Genomic DNA, 16,818 nt, shown 5'->3' on the forward strand with positions numbered 1-16,818 from the left:
TCGCACGGGTGATGAGCAGCAGTCCGGAGACCTCGACCCGCACCACCGGCGCACACCGGGCGCATCGGGAGGCGCGTGACCGCGGGGCGGCGCGCACGCTGGCGCAACGCCCGCCCGCGCGCTACGAGCCGTATCTCGACGGCCTGTTCACGTACTGCCTGTCCGTGCTCTGCGACCACGACGCCGCGACCGCCGCCCTGGGGGACGTGCTGGCGCTCGCCGAACGACGCGGCGCACGCGCGCCGGAGACCGCCGGTGACCGCCGTGCCTGGCTCTACGCGCTGGCCCGCTGGGCCTGTCTGCGCAAGCTCGCCGAGGCCAAGCAGAAACGTCAGGGCACGCACGCGGTGGGGCGCACCGAGACGGAAGAGCCGCCCCTCTCCGAGGAGTTGAAGGAGCAGCGGCGCCGTGAACTCGCCCTGCTCGCCTGGCCGGAGGCCGCCGGGACCACCCCGGAGCAGCGCGAGGCGCTCGAACTAGCCGTGCGCCACCGGCTCGCCGCCCACGAGGTCGCCGCCGTCCTGGGCATGGACCTCGCCGGAGCACGGGAGTTGCTGGCGTCCGCCGCCTGCGAGGTGGAACGCACGCGTGCCGCCCTGGCCGTCGTGGAGACCGGGAGCTGCCCGAGCGTCGCCCGGCTCACCAGCGACCATCAGCTCGTGCTGAGCAGCGCACTGCGCCGTGAGCTGGTCCGGCACGTCGACGACTGCCCGCACTGCCGCCGCACCGCCGAGCGCGCGGTCCCCGGCAGCTGGCCCGGCGCCAGCGTGACGCCCGCCGAACTGCCCGTCCTGGAGGCACCCCGCGCGGCCCTGCATGTCGCCATGGCGCACCTCCCGCGCGCGCGTGGAGCCGCCGCACCGCGCTTCGACCGGCGTGGTTTCCCGATGGACCCGAAGGACCGCGCGGCCCGGCGGGACCGCCTCCGCGCGCGTGCCGTCACGACGACCGTCGTCGCCACCGTGATCGCGGCCCCGGTCCTCGCCCTGTGGGCCGCCTACCGGGGCACCCCGACCGGCGAGGGCATCGACGGCAGGCCCGCCACCGCGAGCGAACAGCGCGGCCCCGGCAGCCTGGAGGGCGAGGTCGCGAGCGGCGGCTACGAGAACACCGGCAACGACACCACCAGCCCCCGCCCCGGCAAGGGCGGCAAGAACGACGTCTCCGTGGAGGTCATCAGCGTCACCGGCGCCGGCAAGAAGGGCGCGGGCCACCTCGCCGTCTCGGCCGCCAACAGCGGTGACACCACGCTGATCACCCTCACCGCGTCCGGCCCGGCCCCGGTCCGCTGGTCCGTGACCACCGGCGCACCCTGGCTCTACTTCAGCCAGTCCTCGGGAACCCTCGCCCCGGGCGACTCGTTGACGATCAAGGTGTACGTCGACCACCTGCGCGAGCCCTCCGGCCACTGGGCCGCGCGCGTGGCCGTCTCGCCCGCGGGCGCCGTCGTCTCGATCGACGGCTACGGCAGCGCGCCCACCCCGACGGATCCCACCGGCCCGACCGGTCCCACGGACCCCGGGGACCCGCCCCCGTCCAGTCCGGACCCGACGCCCACCAGCAGCGCGCCCACCGACCCCACCCCGAGCGACCCGCCGACCTCAGCGACCCCGACCCCGACGCCCACGGACTCGTCCCCCACCGACCCGGGCGGCTCGACACCACCGCCCGGCGACAGCGACGACCCGAGCCCGGGTTCGTCGTAGCGGCTAGCGGACCGGGTCCGCCGGATGCGGTGCCACCAGCGGCAGTTGGGAGGCCAGGCGCTCCTCGCAGAGCTCGACCAGGCGGTCGTAGCCCGCCTTGCCCATCAGCTCGGTCAGCTCCGGGCCGTAGGACACATAGACCGGGTCGCCCGCGCCGTGCGCGGAGGTCGCCGACGTGCACCACCAGTGCAGGTCGTGGCCGCCGGGACCCCAGCCCCTGCGGTCGTACTCACCGATCGACACCTGGAGGATGCGTGTGTCGTCCGGTCGTTCGATCCACTCGTAGGTCCGCCGCACCGGCAGCTGCCAGCAGACGTCCGGCTTGGTCTCCAGGGGCTCGCGGCCCTCCTTGACGGCCAGGATGTGCAGCGAGCAGCCCGCGCCGCCGGCGAAACCGGGGCGGTTCTGGAAGATGCACGAGCCCTGGAAGGGGCGGGTCTGGCGGTCGCCGTCCTCGTCCTTGGAGATCCAGCCGTTCTCCACGCCCTCGTCGTGGTGCTGCCAGATGTCGGGCGTGAGCCTCGCCACATGCCCGGCGACCCGCTTCTCGTCGTCCTTGTCGGAGAAGTGCGCGCCCAGGGTGCAGCACCCGTCGTCCGCGCGGCCCGCCTGGATGCCCTGGCAGCCGCTTCCGAAGATGCAGTTCCAGCGAGAGGTCAGCCATGTCAGATCGCAGCGGAACAGCTGCTCCTCGTCCGCCGGATCCGGGAACTCCACCCACGCGCGCGCGAAGTCGAGCCCCTTCTCGTCGGCTTTCAGGGCCTTCTTCGACGGCTTCGGGGGCTTGGCCGACGTCACCGGCGAAGAGTCGCCGGGTGATTTGGCCGCCTTGTCGGTCTTCGCCTTTTTCGTCTTTGGCACGCGTCCAGGGTAAGTCGCCCGAGGCGGCCCCAGACACCGCACCGAGGACCGAGATAGGTGCAGGTGGCAGTAGCGTTCCGTATATGAGACTCGGTGTCCTCGACGTGGGATCGAACACGGTGCATCTGCTGGTGGTGGACGCACACCCGGGCGCGCGCCCGCTGCCCGCGCACTCGCACAAGGTGGAACTGCGCCTTGCCCAACTCCTCGACGAGGACGGCGCGATCGGCCCGGAAGGGGTCGACAAACTCGTCGGCGTCGTCCAGGAGGCGCTCCAGGCCGCCGAGGACAAGGGCGTCGAGGAACTCCTCCCCTTCGCCACCTCCGCCGTCCGCGAGGCCAGCAACGCCGACGACGTCCTCGCGCGCGTGCAGACCGAGACCGGCGTCGAACTCCAGGTCCTCACCGGCGCCGAGGAGGCCCGGCTCACCTTCCTCGCCGTCCGCCGCTGGTTCGGCTGGTCCGCAGGCAAGCTCCTCGTCCTCGACATCGGCGGCGGCTCCCTGGAGATCGCCTACGGCATCGACGAGGAACCCGACACGGCCGTCTCCCTGCCCCTCGGCGCGGGCCGCCTCACCGCCGCCTGGCTCCCCGGCGACCCGCCGGAACCGGACGCGATAAGGGCCCTGCGCCGCCATGTGCGCGCGCAGATCGCCCGCACGGTGGGGGAGTTCAGCCGTTTCGGCGCCCCCGACCACGTCGTCGCCACGTCGAAGACCTTCAAGCAGCTCGCCCGCCTGGCCGGCGCCGCCCGTTCCGCCGACGGCCTCTACGTCCAGCGCGAGCTGAAGCGCGGCTCCCTGGAGTCCTGGGTCCCGCGCCTGGCCGGCATGACCACCGCCCAGCGCGCCCTCCTCCCCGGCGTCTCCGAGGGCCGCGCCGAACAGCTCATCGCCGGCGCGATGGTGGCCGAGGGGGCGATGGACCTGTTCGGCGTCGAGACGCTGGAGGTCTGCCCCTGGGCGCTGCGCGAGGGCGTGATCCTGCGGCGGCTGGATCAGTTGCCGTCGGCGTAGGAAGCGGCATCGGGGGAGGCGTCGGGGCGTGGCGGGTTCGGCTGCGGGGCGCGCGTGAGGTGCTGTTCGTGACGCACACGCGTGTGCCCGCTTTTCGTGCCGTACGCACGCGTGCCTGTTGTCCATCGCGTACACACGCGTGCCCATCCTGACGCCCGCACGGCACCCCCGTACTGAACGCCCGAACGGTAGTCCCACGCGCGCGTACTGAACGCCGACCCGGTACGTGACGTATCAGACCCGCATGAAGTATCGCCACAACGCGGCAGCTCGCCGGACTTGGCCGGTTGCCGTCTCCCGCACAGCGCGTGCACAGCGACCGGCTCCCCCGCGCAAAGCGCCGCCCCGTAGTCTGTCCTCCGTGGCAGAACCAGTCGTGCGCATCCCGGATGCGAAGGTCGCGCTGTCCACGGCGTCCGTGTATCCGGAGTCGACGGCGACGGCCTTCGAGATCGCCGCACGCCTCGGCTACGACGGCGTCGAGGTCATGGTGTGGACCGACCCGGTCAGCCAGGACATCGACGCGCTGCGCCGGCTCAGCGACTACCACCAGGTCCCGATCCTCGCCGTGCACGCGCCCTGCCTGCTCATCACGCAGCGGGTGTGGTCGACCGACCCGTGGATCAAGCTCCAGCGCGCCCAGGTGGCCGCGGAGAAGCTCGGCGCGAGCACGGTCGTGGTGCATCCGCCGTTCCGCTGGCAGCGCCAGTACGCGCGCGACTTCGTCAGCGGGATCTGGCGGATGGCGGACGAGACGGATGTGCGGTTCGCCGTAGAGAACATGTACCCGTGGCGCTACCGCGACCGCGAGATGCTCGCCTACGCCCCCGACTGGGACGTGACGAACGAGGACTACCGGCACTTCACGATCGACCTCAGCCACACCGCGACCGCCCGCACCGACGCCACCGAGATGATCGGGCGCATGGGCGACCGGCTCGGCCATGTCCATCTCGCCGACGGCAACGGCTCCAACAAGGACGAGCACCTCGTCCCCGGCCGCGGCACCCAGCCCTGCGCCGAACTCCTGGAGCGGCTCGCGACGACCGGCTTCGACGGCCATGTCGTCATCGAGGTCAACACCCGGCGCGCGATGTCCAGCGCCGAACGCGAGGCCGACCTCGCGGAGGCGCTCGCGTTCACGCGGCTGCATCTGGCCTCGGCCGTGAAGGTGCCCCGGCGGTGACCGACGCCACCGCCAAGCGCCGGGGCCGGCCCCCTCGTACGGAGTCCGCCGACACCCGCGACCGCATCCTGACCGCGGCACGCGAGGAGTTCTCCGAGCGGGGCTACGAGAAGACGTCCGTACGCGGTATCGCGAAGGCGGCCGGGGTCGATCCGGCGCTCGTGCACCACTACTTCGGTACGAAGGAGCAGATCTTCGAGGCGGCCGTCGAGGTCGCGTTCGCGCCCGCGCAGAACGCGCCGGAGACGGTCGCCGAGGGCCCGCTCGACGGCGTCGGCGAACGCCTGACCCGCTTCATCTTCGGCATCTGGGAGAACCCGGCGACCCGTACCCCGCTGCTGGCGGTGGTCCGTTCCGCCGTCAACAACGAAGCCGCCGCGGCCGTCTTCCGCCGGCTCGTCGTCTCCCAGGTGCTCGGCCGGGTCGCCGCCCGGCTCGACCTCCCGGACGGCGACCTGCGCGCCGAGCTGGCGGCGGCGCAGCTGGTCGGTACGGCGATGCTGCGCTACGTGATCAAGGTGGAACCGCTGGCGTCGGTGGACGTGGAGCGGATCATCGCGCGGGTGGCGCCGGTGGTGCAGGGGCATTTGACGGGGCCGTGAGGCCACCGTCGGCGGGGTGGTGCGGCCACTGTCGGATGGGCGGTGCGGCCACTGTCGGCGGGGCGGTGCGGCTGTCCTCGGCCGGACCGCGAGGTGACCCTTTTCGCGAGATGGGTGTCCCGCGATACGGACACCGTGTCCGCCCCCTGGATGACCGGCGTACGCTCGTTAGCAGCCCTATCTGTCTGAAGGAGCGATCGACGATGCCCGAGCTGAGGTCCCGTACAGTCACCCACGGCCGCAACATGGCGGGCGCACGCGCCCTTATGCGCGCCTCCGGTGTACCCGGTGCGGACATCGGCCGGAAGCCGATCATCGCGGTGGCGAACAGCTTCACCGAGTTCGTGCCCGGCCACACCCACCTGCAGCCCGTCGGCCGGATCGTCAGCGAGGCGATCACCGCGGCCGGGGGCATCCCGCGCGAGTTCAACACCATCGCGGTGGACGACGGCATCGCGATGGGCCACGGCGGCATGCTCTACAGCCTGCCCTCGCGCGACCTGATCGCCGACTCGGTCGAGTACATGGTCGAGGCGCACTGCGCCGACGCCCTGATCTGCATCTCCAACTGCGACAAGATCACGCCCGGCATGCTCATGGCGGCACTGCGCCTGAACATCCCGACGGTCTTCGTCTCCGGCGGCCCGATGGAGGCCGGACGCGCCACCCTCCAGGACGGCACGGTCCGCACGCTGGACCTGATCGACGCGATGGTCGACGCCGCCAACGAGAGCATCTCCGACGCGGACGTCCTCAATATCGAGGAGAACGCCTGTCCGACCTGCGGCTCCTGTTCCGGCATGTTCACCGCCAACTCGATGAACTGCCTGACGGAGGCGATCGGCCTCTCCCTCCCCGGCAACGGCTCGGTCCTCGCGACCCACACGGCCCGCAAGGGCCTGTACCAGGACGCGGCCCGCACGGTCATGGACATCACCCGCCGCTATTACGAGCAGGACGACGAGACGGTCCTGCCGCGCAACGTCGCCACCTTCGCGGCCTTCGAGAACGCGATGGCCCTCGACATCGCGATGGGCGGCTCCACCAACACGATCCTGCACCTGCTGGCCGCGGCGCAGGAGGCGGGCGTCGCCTTCGGCCTGGACGAGATCAACGCGGTCTCGCGTCGCGTCCCGTGTCTCGCGAAGGTCGCCCCGAACGTCGCGAAGAACCGCACGTACTACATGGAGGACGTCCACCGCGCGGGCGGAATCCCGGCCCTGCTGGGCGAGTTGCACCGCGCGGGCCTGCTGAACGAGGACGTCCACTCCGTCCACAGCCCGTCCCTGGCGGACTGGCTGAAGACGTGGGACGTGCGCGGCGGCTCCCCGTCCCCGGAGGCCGTGGAACTGTGGCACGCGGCCCCCGGCTGTGTCCGCTCGGCCGAGGCCTTCTCCCAGTCCGAGCGCTGGGAGGCGCTGGACGAGGACGCGGCCGAGGGCTGCATCCGCTCCGCCGAGCACGCGTACTCCAAGGACGGCGGCCTCGCGGTCCTCAAGGGCAACCTCGCCGTCGACGGCTGCGTCGTGAAGACGGCCGGCGTCGACGAGTCCATCTGGACCTTCGAGGGCCCGGCGGTCGTCTGCGAGTCGCAGGAGGAAGCGGTCGAGAAGATCCTCAACAAACAGGTGACGCACGGCGATGTCGTCGTCATCCGCTACGAGGGCCCCAAGGGCGGCCCCGGCATGCAGGAGATGCTCTACCCGACGTCCTTCCTCAAGGGCCGCGGCCTCGGCAAGACCTGCGCCCTCATCACCGACGGCCGCTTCTCCGGCGGCACTTCGGGCCTCTCCATCGGCCACGCGTCCCCCGAGGCGGCCTCCGGCGGCACGATCGCCCTCGTCGAGAACGGCGACCGCATCCGCATCGACATCCCGAACCGCTCGATCGAACTCCTCGTCGACGACGCGGAGTTGGCCCGCCGCGAAGCCGCCCTGGACGGCCGCTACGCCCCGAAGCAGCGCGAACGCAAGGTCTCCGCGGCCCTGCGGGCCTACGCGGCCATGGCCACCAGCGCGGACCGCGGCGCGGTCCGAGACGTCAGCAAGCTGGGCTGAGTTCCCTGCAACTCCGCTGCCCCTGCGACCGATTCGAGCAAGCCGGTCGCAACTCCGGTAGCCACAGGGCTCGTTGAGGCTTGGGGCCGTCCCCTCCGCGGGGGCGGCCCTTTGGCATGGCGTGCCGGTCCTATGACTGCTACCAGGCGCCCGGAGTACGGGAGTCGACGGAGAAGACGGTGCCGTCGGGGGCGGCGGCGTAGACGCGGTTGTCGGCTACGACGGGTTCGGGCAGGGTGGCGACCACCTGCCCGGAGTCCGCGCCGAGCCGGGCGGCCGTCTGCCCGACGAGTCGCCCGGTGCCGGCGTCGACCGCGAGGAGGCGTCCGTCGGGGGCGGTGACGTACACGTGCCGGGCGTCGGCGACCGGCACGGAGCCGCGGCTCACCGACGTCTCGAGATGCCACGTCCGCTTGTGGGTGTCCGTGTCGATGGCTTCCAGCGAACCGCCGGTGGCCAGGACGTACACGACGTTCCCTCGCACGGTGGCCACGGCGTCCTGACGCGGGACGGGCAGCGCCACCCGTTTCGAATCCTTGGTCCCGGGGGCGTAGCGGAGGATGGCCGTCGTGTTGCCGGTGCTCCAGTCGGCGGAGAGGAAGAACACCGATCCGCCGTGGACGCCTACGGGTTTCAGCATCCCCTGCAACCGTGCCTTCCACCGCACGTCACCCGTGTCCGGATCGACCGCGGTGACCTGCGTGGTCGACCCGTCGTCGGACACTCTCGTCGCATAGGCGAGCGGACTCCCTGCGAGCGACACGAACGAGGAGACACCAGGGATCGGGCGGCTCCACTTCGTCCTGCCCGACGCGGCGTCCACGCCTGTGACCGTGCCGTCGGCGTGGGTGAGCAGGACCATGCCGCCGACGTAACGCACGGACTCGCTCCCGGGGATGTCCCGCTGCCAGACCCGCGCGCCCGAGGACGGATCGAGTCCTTCGAGATGCCGGCCCGCGCCGATGCTCGGATGCACGAGGCCGCCGGCGACGACCGGTGCGCCGTCGGGTCTCTCCTCGGCGACGGAATGCCGCCACAGGAGAGTGCCGTCGGCCGGTGCGAGAGCGTAGACGACACCCGGTTGCGCACACAGCAACTCGCCTGCCCCGTAAGCGCATTGGGGCACACCCCCGGCCTTGGCCGCAGGCTGGACGGCCCAGGCCTTGAACGGGGCCGGCGAGGTCCGCGCGCCAGTGCTCTTCGGTGAGGAGTCCGCTTCTCCGGCCAGCTGAACCGACGCGAGGACACCGCCCGCGACCAGCACCGCGGCAGCGGCCGAGAGGATCGTCAACCGGCGCCGCCGGGGCCTGCGTTCGGGCCCGGCCACCGGGTCGGGCTTCGAGGCCGGTGAACCACCCGTCCGCTGTTCCGGTATGAACGCCTGCGTGTCGTACGAGGCCGCCACGGACCGCAGTTCCCGCATCAACTCGTCCGGCGTGGGACGGTCCTCGGGCTCCTTGGCGAGGCAACGGAGTACGAGGGGGGCCAGGTTGTCCGGCACCCCGGCCAAGTCGGGCTCGTCGTGCACGACTTGGTACGCCACGACGTACGGACTGTCCGAGTCGAACGGCCCCCGCCCGGTCGACGCGTGCACCATCACCGACCCGAGCGCGAAGATGTCCGCGGCGGGCCCGACCTCCCTCGGCCGCCGGAACTGCTCGGGCGCCATGAACGGCGGCGTACCGATCAACTTGCCGGTCTCGGTGCGCAGTTCGCTGTCTTTCGGCCGGGAAATACCGAAGTCGATGACCTTCGGCCCGTCCTCGGCAAGCAGCACGTTGCTCGGCTTGAGATCCCTGTGCACGACGCCGACACGATGGATGTCGCGGAGCGCCTCGGCGAGCCCGGCCATCAGCTGGCGCAACTGGGCCGGAGCCATGGGCCCGTTCCGCTTCACGTGATCGGACAGGGTGGAGCCGGGGATGAACAGCGTGGCCATCCAAGGCCGTTGCGCCTCGGGATCGGCATCGACGACCGGCGCGGTGAAGGCCCCGCTCACCCGCCGCGCGGCAGCCACCTCCTGCCGGAACCGCCCCCTGAACTCAGGGTCCTGGGCGTACTCCGCGTGGACGACCTTCACGGCGAGCTTCATCCCCGAGGTGCTCTGCGCCAGATGCACCACGCCCATGCCGCCCGAGCCCAGGCAGGACTCCAGGCGGTAGTGACCGGCGTACTCGGGAAGTTCCGCTTCCGCGCCCGCTCCGGTGTTGCGCTGTGGCGCCATGGAACCACCCCCGTGCTGTTCGTTCGCGCGCGCGACGCACGGAGCCTAGTCGATGACCCGCACGGGACAGAGGAGGCTTGCTAGCCTCCGCGTGCGAGTTGCGTACATGTGTTTCATGGCGTGATTTAGGGGAATCAACGGGACCCCATGGCAGTCATGGGGTGCAACGGGGGAGGATTTTCATGTCTGTTGACCGTGTTCAAGAGACGCAGAGCAGCGAGGCCGAGGCCGTCGCGACGGCAGCGTCCGTGCACTACTACACGACCGCCGACGTCCGCCTCAACGTCCGCAGCGGCCCGGGGACGAGCTACAGCATCGTCGGCTCCCTGCCCGGAGGTTCGAGGGTCCCGATCTACTGCCAGACGCCGGGCACGACCGTCAGCGGCACCTACGGCACGTCGAACATCTGGGACAACATCAGCAGCGGCGAGTACATCTCCGACGCCTACGTGCAGACCGGCAGCGACGGCTACGTGACCTCCCGCTGCTCCTGATCCCACGTCTCCGACCCGAAGGACACGCATGTCATCCCGCAGACGCAAATCCGTCTTACTCGCCGGCGCGGCCGGAGCCCTGCTCATGGTGATGGGCTCACCGGCCCAGGCCAACGCGGCCGCGGCGGTCACGTACTACTCGACCGCACCCGGCACCAGCATCAACGTCCGCAGCGGCCCCGGCACCGGCTACACCATCGTCCGCGTCCTGGCCGTCGGCTCCAAGGTCCCCATCTACTGCCAGACACCGGGCACGACCGTCAGCGGCTACTACGGCACGTCGAGCATCTGGGACAACATCGACAACGGCGAGTACATCTCGGACACCTACGTGAACACGGGCAGCGACGGCTACATCCGTCCGCGCTGCGCCTGAGCCCCAAAGGGAGCCCGCCCCCACCCCCGGAGCCATAATCGTCCCGTGAACGACGAGACGACCGGCACCCAGGACACCCCCGCGGGCTCCCCAGGCGACGGCACGGGCCCCCGCCCCGAGCCCCTCCGCTTCTACGGCACCACCTGGGTGAACCACGACAACGGCTACGCCGCCCGCCGCATCGGAACGGCCGTCGGCTCCCTCGCCGCCGCGGCCGTCGCCTGCCTGGTCCTCCGCTTCGCCTACCAGGGCATCCAGATCGCGAACGTCGGCAGCTTCGTCACCCTCCTCATCATCGTGATGTTCGCGATCTGCAGCGCCCTCGCCTTCGGCCACACCTGGGAAACCTTCAAGAAGCGCCCCGACCCCGCCCGCCAGGCCTCCCTCCGCGGCCTCCTGGCCATCGGCTTCGTCGGCTCCCTCCTCGCGTACTTCTTCCGCTCCCTCACCGAGGCCCCCGGCGAGAAACTCCACCGCCAGGAGTACGAAGCGGCCGTGGCCCAACACGAAAAGCGCACGTCCCGCCGCACCCGCAACCCATCGAAGAAGCGCCGCTCCTGACCCAAGGGCCGACCACATTCGGCACGGGGCCTACGACACACCGGGCACGCGACACCTTCGGAACCCACGAGAGCCGATCACCCGCAGGCCTCACCCGCCACGCCGCACGAATCCATGCCTGGCGAGCAGCAGCCTCCCGACCTGGAGCGACTTCGGGGCACCCATGCCCTACGGCACCCAACCGCTCCCTGTTAGACGTCGGCCAGGCGAGCCCAGCCCCGATTGCCCCGGGTACTCACGGCCCACGACACCCGAGCAACTCCGCCGAACCCCACCCCCTCACCGCACCCCACGCCACCCCACCTCTCACCAAAAACCACCTGCACCCTGCACCCACCCCGGTAACCATGGCCGTATGACCACTTCGCCGAATCCCCCCTCACCGGCCGCCCGAGCCCACTCCTTCAACGCCGCCGCGGCCCAGTACGCCGAGAACCGCCCCTCGTACCCACCCGCCCTCTTCGACGCGATCGAGGAACTCGCAGGCCACCTCCTCACCGGTGCCCGAGTCGCGGACGTCGGCGCAGGCACCGGTATCGCGACAGCCCTGCTGCACGCCCGAGGCGCCGAAGTGGTCGCGATCGAACCCGGCGAGGGCATGGCGGCCCAGTTCCGCCGCACCCTCCCCGACGTCCCGATCGTCCGGGGCAACGGCAATGCCCTCCCCCTCACCACCCACTCCCTCGACTTCCTCACCTACGCCCAGGCCTGGCACTGGACCGACCCCACCCGATCGGTCCCGGAAGCCCTCCGCGTCCTGCGCCCGGGCGGCGCACTCGCGCTCTGGTGGAACACCGGCGCCCTCGACGTCCCCTGGATCGCGGAGCAGTCGGAACGCATCCGGCTCCACTTCGGCATCGACCGCGTCGTCGAGCAGAACGGCAGCGGCCTGCGCTCCGCCCTCGCCGACCCCACCGGCCGACTCGACTTCGCCCACCGCAAAGTCCGCTGGAGCCGCCGCGTCCCGATCGACACCCACCTCGCCAACATCGGCAGCCACTCGGCCTTCCTGGTCCACGACGAGGCAAGCGCGACCGCCTTCCTCACCGAGGAGCGCAACCACCTGCTCACCACGTTCCCGGACGGAACAGTCGAGGAGACCTACGTCGTGGAACTCGTCGTCGCCCGCACGCCATGACCCCCTGAGCCCCCACACCCCGGCCCCGAGCAGTCACCGAGCCGCCCCAACTCCTGCTCCCCACAAGGCCATTACCCCCTCACCCCGCTCCTGCCTCACGCGGCGGCCCACCCTCCAGGGCCGCCGCGCACGCGTGACCCGCAGGCCCCAACCCGCCCAACTCCAGCCGCACCCCGCGACCGCGCGGCAAGGACGCCTCCAGTCCCTCAACCCCGTCCAACCCGTCCACCAGCTTCGGCAACCCCAAGAACGTCGCCCGCCCCAGCACCCGTACGACGATCCCCGCGTCCCCGGGGTCCACCACCTCCACCCTGCTTGACGCCCCCACCCGGCGAGAGCATTATTCATCACATGATGAATTACCTCCCCGGCCCAACGGGCTCCCCCGACACAGCACCCGGCACCACACCCGCCCGGACCCCTGCCTCCACCACCACCTCCCCCCACCCGGAACCCGAACCCGCCGTCCGCGCCGAAGCCCTCACCGTCCTCCGCGGCCCCCGCACCGTCCTACGCGCCCTCGACTTCACCGTCCCGCGCGGCCAGATCACCGGCCTGCTCGGCCCCTCCGGCTGCGGCAAGTCGACCCTGATGCGCTCGATCGTCGGCACCCAGGCCAAAGTCACCGGCACCCTGAACGTCCTCGGCCACCCCGCCGGCCACCCCACCCTCCGCACCCGCATCGGCTACGTCACCCAAGCCCCCTCCGTCTACGACGACTTGACGGTTCGCCAGAACCTGGACTACTTCGCCGCGATCCTCGACCCCGGCCGCGCCGCAGCGACCCGTCGCCACGACGACGTCACCCGCGCCATCACCGACGTCGACCTCACCACCCACGCCGACTCCCTCGCCGGCAACCTCTCCGGCGGCCAACGCAGCCGCGTCTCCCTGGCCGTAGCGCTCCTCGGCACCCCGGAACTCCTCGTCCTGGACGAACCCACCGTCGGCCTCGACCCCGTCCTCCGCCGAGACCTCTGGGCCCTCTTCCACGACATCGCCGCCTCGCGCGGCGCCACCCTCCTCATCTCCTCCCATGTCATGGACGAGGCCGAGCGCTGCCACCGCCTCCTCCTGATGCGCGAGGGCGAGATCCTCGCCGACGACACCCCGGACGCCCTCCGCACCAGTACCGGCTCCGACACGGTCGAAGCCGCCTTCCTGCACCTGGTCGACGAGGCCACTGCCACCGCCCACCAGAAGGAGACGTCCCGATGACCCCGACCACTACCCCGACCCCGGCGCCGACCACGGCCGCTGCGACGACCTCCGCCCCGGTCCCCACTCCCACCCGCGCCCTCAGCGCATCCCGCACCACCGCCACCGCGGCCCGGGTCCTCCGCCAGCTCCGCCACGACCCCCGCACGATCGCGCTGCTGATCCTCATCCCGTGCGTGATGCTCTTCCTGCTGCGCTACGTCTTCGACGGCAGCCCGCGCACCTTCGACAGCATCGGCGCCTCACTCCTCGGCATCTTCCCCCTCATCACGATGTTCCTGGTCACGTCCATCGCCACCCTGCGCGAACGTACCTCCGGCACCCTCGAACGCCTTCTCGCCATGCCCCTCGGCAAGGGCGACCTGATCGCCGGCTACGCCCTCGCCTTCGGCATCCTCGCGATCATCCAGTCCGCCCTGGCCACCGGTCTCGCCGTCTGGGTCCTGGGCCTCGACGTCACCGGCAGCCCCTGGCTCCTCCTCCTGGTCGCCCTCCTCGACGCCCTGCTCGGCACCGCCCTCGGCCTCTTCGTCTCGGCCTTCGCCGCCTCCGAGTTCCAGGCCGTCCAGTTCATGCCGGCGGTGATCTTCCCCCAACTCCTCCTCTGCGGCCTCTTCACTCCCCGCTCCAACATGCACCCCGCCCTGGAAGCCGTCTCCGACGTCCTCCCCATGTCGTACGCCGTCGACGGCATGAACGAGATCCTCAAGCACACCGACATGACCGCCACCTTCGTCCGCGACGTACTGATCGTGGCCGGCTGCGCGCTCCTGGTCCTCACCCTCGGCGCAGCCACCCTGCGCCGCCGCGCCGCCTGACCCGCACAGCCCGGCCCGCACCACCCGCCCCGCCCACGAAACCCAGTCACCCGCCACCCGCACCCCACACATCCCGCCCACCGGACACCACCCCCACACCCCCGACCCCGATGGGAGGATGAACCCGGACGACACACCCCCGGGAGGACCCCCCAGCCATGGCTCAGAAAGTCGCAGTCCTCGGCACCGGCAAGATCGGTGAAGCCCTGCTCAGCGGAATGATCCGGGCGGGCTGGGCCCCGGCCGACCTGCTGGTCACCGCCCGCCGCCCCGAGCGCGCCGAAGAACTCCGCACCCGCCACGGAGTCACCCCGGTCACCAACCCGGAGGCCGCGAAGACCGCCGACACCCTGATCCTCACGGTCAAGCCGCAGGACATGGGCACGCTCCTCGACGAACTCGCCCCGCACCTTCCCGCCGACCGCCTGATCATCAGCGGCGCCGCGGGCATCCCCACCTCCTTCTTCGAGGAGCGCCTGGCCGCGGGCACCCCCGTCGTCCGTGTCATGACGAACACCCCCGCCCTGGTTGACGAGGCCATGTCCGTCATCTCCGCCGGCAGCCACGCCACCGAGGCCCACCTCGCGTACGCCGACGAGATCTTCGGCGCCGTAGGAAAGACGCTCCGCGTCCCCGAGTCGCAGCAGGACGCCTGCACCGCCCTCTCCGGCTCCGGCCCGGCGTACTTCTTCTACCTGGTCGAAGCCATGACGGACGCCGGCATCCTGCTCGGCCTGCCGCGCGACAAGGCCCACGACCTCATCGTCCAGTCCGCGATCGGCGCCGCCGTCATGCTCCGCGACAGCGGCGAGCACCCGGTGAAGCTCCGCGAGAACGTCACCTCGCCCGCCGGCACGACGATCAACGCCATCCGCGAACTCGAGAACCACGGCGTACGCGCCGCACTCATCGCCGCCCTGGAGGCAGCCCGCGACCGCAGCCGCGAACTGGCCTCCGGAAACGGCTGACCGGGACCGGCTAACCGGCTAACCGCTCACGCGACTACGCAGGCAGAAGCCCGATGGCTCGATACGCGCTGTCGACCATCGGCTTCGCCATCTCTCTCGCCTTCTCCGCCCCATCCCGCAACACCCCTTCCACATAAGCGGGATCCGCGCACAACTCCTTGTGCCTCTCCTGCACGGGCCTGAGCAGCTCGACCACGGCCTCCGCCGTGTCCTTCTTCAAAGTTCCGTACGACTCATATACACCGCTCAGGTCCTCGGGGTTCCCACCACCGCAAGCGGCCAGGATCTCCAGCAGATTGGCCACCCCCGGCCGCGCCTCCCGGTCGTAGACGACCTCCGCCGCACTGTCCGTCACGGCCCGCATGACCTTCTTCCGTACGACATCGGGCTCGTCCAGCAGATAGACGATCCCCGGCCCGGAGTCGTCGGACTTCCCCATCTTCGACATCGGCTCCTGCAGGTTCATCACCCGAGCCGCGACCCCCGGCCGGGTCGCCCGAGGCACGACGAACGTGTGCCCGTACCGCTGGTTGAACCGCACCGCCAGATCCCGGGCCAGCTCCACATGCTGCGTCTGGTCGTCCCCGACCGGCACCTCGTCCGTCCCGTACGCCAGGATGTCCGCCGCCATCAGCACGGGATACGTCAGGAGGGACAGCCGCACACTCCCGCCCCGCTCGCGCTCGCGCGCGGCCTTCTCCTTGTACTGGATCATCCGCCGCATCTCACCGTCGGTCGCCACACACTCCATGACGTACGACAGCCGCGCGTGCTCGTCCACATGACTCTGTACGAAGACGGTGCACAGCTTGGGATCCAGCCCGGCCGCCAGCAACAGCGTCGCCGCCTGCCTACTGAGCCTGCGCACCCGAGCGGGATCGTGGTCCACGGTCAGCGCATGCAGGTCGACCACACAGAACAACGCGTCGCTCTGCCGCTGATCCACATCCACCCACCGCCGGATCGCGCCCAGGTAGTTCCCCAGCGTCAGGTGTCCGGTCGGCTTGATCCCACTGAAGACCCGTGTCATCTCTCTACCTCCTGGTCGAGACCGCCGCTCTCGGCCGGCCGACCCTCAGGAGGGAGAAACGCGAACGGCCGCCGAGGCGGCGGCCGTTGAGTACATACGTATGTACGGCCGCCGTCAGGCGGCCCACCACTGCTGGGTGCACGTATGCGTAGTCACGTCACCCAGGGTACGCCTCCGCACTGCTCTCCGGAGCGGAGTTGACACGCCCCCACCAGCTACGTAGTGTTCTCCGAGTTGTCCGACGTGAGCGCCGACTCCGGTCGGTCCCCGGACAGCCATTCCGCAAGTACCTACAGACAATCGAGCGACGATCCGTCGTCGCCTTGTATTGCCATGCGTATTTGCGAAATGAGGAATCCGCGTTCGAAAGGACGCACAGCCCCGATTCGCTCGGGACTCAGGAATCCGCTAATGTCTCACTCGTCGGAACGGCCCAACAGCCGGGAAGGCAACCCACTCTGACTGGGAGTCAGGCCCGAAAGGATCTGATAGAGTCGGAACCGCCGGAAAGGGAAACGCGGAAGCGGAAACCTGGAAAGCACCGAGGAAATCGGCACCGGAAA

Annotated in this window: 16 protein-coding genes; 12 read left to right on the forward strand and 4 right to left on the reverse strand. The window is 70.7% G+C overall.

Going from position 1 to position 16,818, the window contains the following annotated elements:
- Positions 1-11: 11 nt before the first annotated feature.
- Positions 12-1,706 carry a BACON domain-containing protein gene (locus tag OHT77_RS25375; RefSeq protein WP_443048116.1) on the forward strand — a complete coding sequence of 565 codons (1,695 nt, stop codon included), beginning with the start codon at positions 12-14 and terminating at the stop codon, positions 1,704-1,706.
- Between the two features lie 3 nt (positions 1,707-1,709).
- Here the strand turns inward: OHT77_RS25375 and OHT77_RS25380 are convergent, their stop codons facing one another.
- A complete protein-coding gene (locus OHT77_RS25380) occupies positions 1,710-2,567 on the reverse strand; it encodes a hypothetical protein (protein WP_328830758.1) in 858 nt (285 codons plus the stop codon).
- 83 nt (positions 2,568-2,650) lie between these two features.
- Between OHT77_RS25380 and OHT77_RS25385 the strand changes: the two genes are divergently transcribed.
- From OHT77_RS25385 to ilvD, 4 genes are all read left to right on the forward strand, one after another.
- Positions 2,651-3,583 carry a Ppx/GppA phosphatase family protein gene (locus OHT77_RS25385; protein WP_266769761.1) on the forward strand — a complete coding sequence of 311 codons (933 nt, stop codon included), beginning with the start codon at positions 2,651-2,653 and terminating at the stop codon, positions 3,581-3,583.
- Between the two features lie 361 nt (positions 3,584-3,944).
- Positions 3,945-4,769: a sugar phosphate isomerase/epimerase family protein gene (locus OHT77_RS25390; protein ID WP_266769759.1), complete on the forward strand. Its 825-nt coding sequence runs from the start codon at positions 3,945-3,947 to the stop codon at positions 4,767-4,769.
- Positions 4,766-5,371 (forward strand): TetR/AcrR family transcriptional regulator, encoded by a 606-nt coding sequence (locus OHT77_RS25395; RefSeq protein ID WP_328830759.1) that lies wholly within the window; start codon positions 4,766-4,768, stop codon positions 5,369-5,371. The genes OHT77_RS25390 and OHT77_RS25395 overlap by 4 nt, the downstream gene beginning before the upstream one ends.
- Before the next feature lie 203 nt (positions 5,372-5,574).
- Positions 5,575-7,428: a dihydroxy-acid dehydratase gene (gene ilvD, locus OHT77_RS25400; RefSeq protein WP_328830760.1), complete on the forward strand. Its 1,854-nt coding sequence runs from the start codon at positions 5,575-5,577 to the stop codon at positions 7,426-7,428.
- Between the two features lie 139 nt (positions 7,429-7,567).
- On the opposite strand, the gene OHT77_RS25405 is transcribed toward ilvD, so the two are convergent.
- Positions 7,568-9,652, reverse strand: a complete 2,085-nt coding sequence (locus OHT77_RS25405) for a serine/threonine-protein kinase (protein ID WP_328830761.1) — start codon at positions 9,650-9,652, stop codon at positions 7,568-7,570.
- Between the two features lie 182 nt (positions 9,653-9,834).
- On the opposite strand from OHT77_RS25405, the gene OHT77_RS25410 reads away from it, so the two are divergent.
- The 4 genes from OHT77_RS25410 (at position 9,835) to OHT77_RS25425 (ending at position 12,221) form a co-directional block, all read left to right on the forward strand.
- Positions 9,835-10,146, forward strand: coding sequence for an SH3 domain-containing protein (locus OHT77_RS25410; RefSeq protein WP_328830762.1), 312 nt, complete (start codon positions 9,835-9,837; stop codon positions 10,144-10,146).
- A gap of 28 nt (positions 10,147-10,174) precedes the next feature.
- On the forward strand, positions 10,175-10,522 hold the full coding sequence (locus OHT77_RS25415; RefSeq protein ID WP_328830763.1) for an SH3 domain-containing protein: 348 nt from the start codon (positions 10,175-10,177) through the stop codon (positions 10,520-10,522).
- A gap of 45 nt (positions 10,523-10,567) precedes the next feature.
- Positions 10,568-11,083: an EamA/RhaT family transporter gene (locus OHT77_RS25420; RefSeq protein WP_328830764.1), complete on the forward strand. Its 516-nt coding sequence runs from the start codon at positions 10,568-10,570 to the stop codon at positions 11,081-11,083.
- Positions 11,084-11,438: 355 nt separating this feature from the next.
- On the forward strand, positions 11,439-12,221 hold the full coding sequence (locus OHT77_RS25425; RefSeq protein WP_328830765.1) for a class I SAM-dependent methyltransferase: 783 nt from the start codon (positions 11,439-11,441) through the stop codon (positions 12,219-12,221).
- 79 nt (positions 12,222-12,300) lie between these two features.
- Here the strand turns inward: OHT77_RS25425 and OHT77_RS25430 are convergent, their stop codons facing one another.
- Positions 12,301-12,525 carry a hypothetical protein gene (locus OHT77_RS25430; RefSeq protein ID WP_328830766.1) on the reverse strand — a complete coding sequence of 75 codons (225 nt, stop codon included), beginning with the start codon at positions 12,523-12,525 and terminating at the stop codon, positions 12,301-12,303.
- A gap of 47 nt (positions 12,526-12,572) precedes the next feature.
- Here OHT77_RS25430 and OHT77_RS25435 point away from each other — a divergent pair, with 47 nt between their 5' ends.
- The 3 genes from OHT77_RS25435 to proC all read left to right on the forward strand — a co-directional run bounded on the left by OHT77_RS25435 (position 12,573) and on the right by proC (position 15,225).
- Entirely contained in the window at positions 12,573-13,439 is an 867-nt protein-coding gene (locus OHT77_RS25435; protein ID WP_328830767.1) for an ABC transporter ATP-binding protein, read from the forward strand.
- Positions 13,436-14,257, forward strand: a complete 822-nt coding sequence (locus OHT77_RS25440; RefSeq protein WP_328830768.1) for an ABC transporter permease — start codon at positions 13,436-13,438, stop codon at positions 14,255-14,257. Before OHT77_RS25435 ends, OHT77_RS25440 begins: the two co-directional genes overlap by 4 nt.
- Before the next feature lie 158 nt (positions 14,258-14,415).
- Positions 14,416-15,225, forward strand: a complete 810-nt coding sequence (gene proC / locus OHT77_RS25445; protein ID WP_328830769.1) for a pyrroline-5-carboxylate reductase — start codon at positions 14,416-14,418, stop codon at positions 15,223-15,225.
- Positions 15,226-15,259: 34 nt separating this feature from the next.
- Here the strand turns inward: proC and trpS are convergent, their stop codons facing one another.
- On the reverse strand, positions 15,260-16,255 hold the full coding sequence (gene trpS / locus OHT77_RS25450) for a tryptophan--tRNA ligase (RefSeq protein ID WP_328830770.1): 996 nt from the start codon (positions 16,253-16,255) through the stop codon (positions 15,260-15,262).
- Between the last annotated feature and the right edge of the window lie 563 nt (positions 16,256-16,818).

It is taken from the genome of Streptomyces sp. NBC_00252, from assembly GCF_036187565.1.
Classification (GTDB): Bacteria; Actinomycetota; Actinomycetes; order Streptomycetales; family Streptomycetaceae; genus Streptomyces.

Coding starts and splice junctions, on each gene's coding strand:
- OHT77_RS25375 (WP_443048116.1), top strand. CDS start 12: ATGAGCAGCAGTCCGGAGACCTCGACCCGCACCACCGGCGCACACCGG.
- OHT77_RS25385 (WP_266769761.1), top strand. CDS start 2,651: ATGAGACTCGGTGTCCTCGACGTGGGATCGAACACGGTGCATCTGCTG.
- ilvD (WP_328830760.1), top strand. CDS start 5,575: ATGCCCGAGCTGAGGTCCCGTACAGTCACCCACGGCCGCAACATGGCG.
- OHT77_RS25405 (WP_328830761.1), bottom strand. CDS start 9,652: ATGGCGCCACAGCGCAACACCGGAGCGGGCGCGGAAGCGGAACTTCCC.
- OHT77_RS25410 (WP_328830762.1), top strand. CDS start 9,835: ATGTCTGTTGACCGTGTTCAAGAGACGCAGAGCAGCGAGGCCGAGGCC.
- OHT77_RS25415 (WP_328830763.1), top strand. CDS start 10,175: ATGTCATCCCGCAGACGCAAATCCGTCTTACTCGCCGGCGCGGCCGGA.
- OHT77_RS25425 (WP_328830765.1), top strand. CDS start 11,439: ATGACCACTTCGCCGAATCCCCCCTCACCGGCCGCCCGAGCCCACTCC.
- OHT77_RS25435 (WP_328830767.1), top strand. CDS start 12,573: ATGATGAATTACCTCCCCGGCCCAACGGGCTCCCCCGACACAGCACCC.
- OHT77_RS25440 (WP_328830768.1), top strand. CDS start 13,436: ATGACCCCGACCACTACCCCGACCCCGGCGCCGACCACGGCCGCTGCG.
- proC (WP_328830769.1), top strand. CDS start 14,416: ATGGCTCAGAAAGTCGCAGTCCTCGGCACCGGCAAGATCGGTGAAGCC.
- trpS (WP_328830770.1), bottom strand. CDS start 16,255: ATGACACGGGTCTTCAGTGGGATCAAGCCGACCGGACACCTGACGCTG.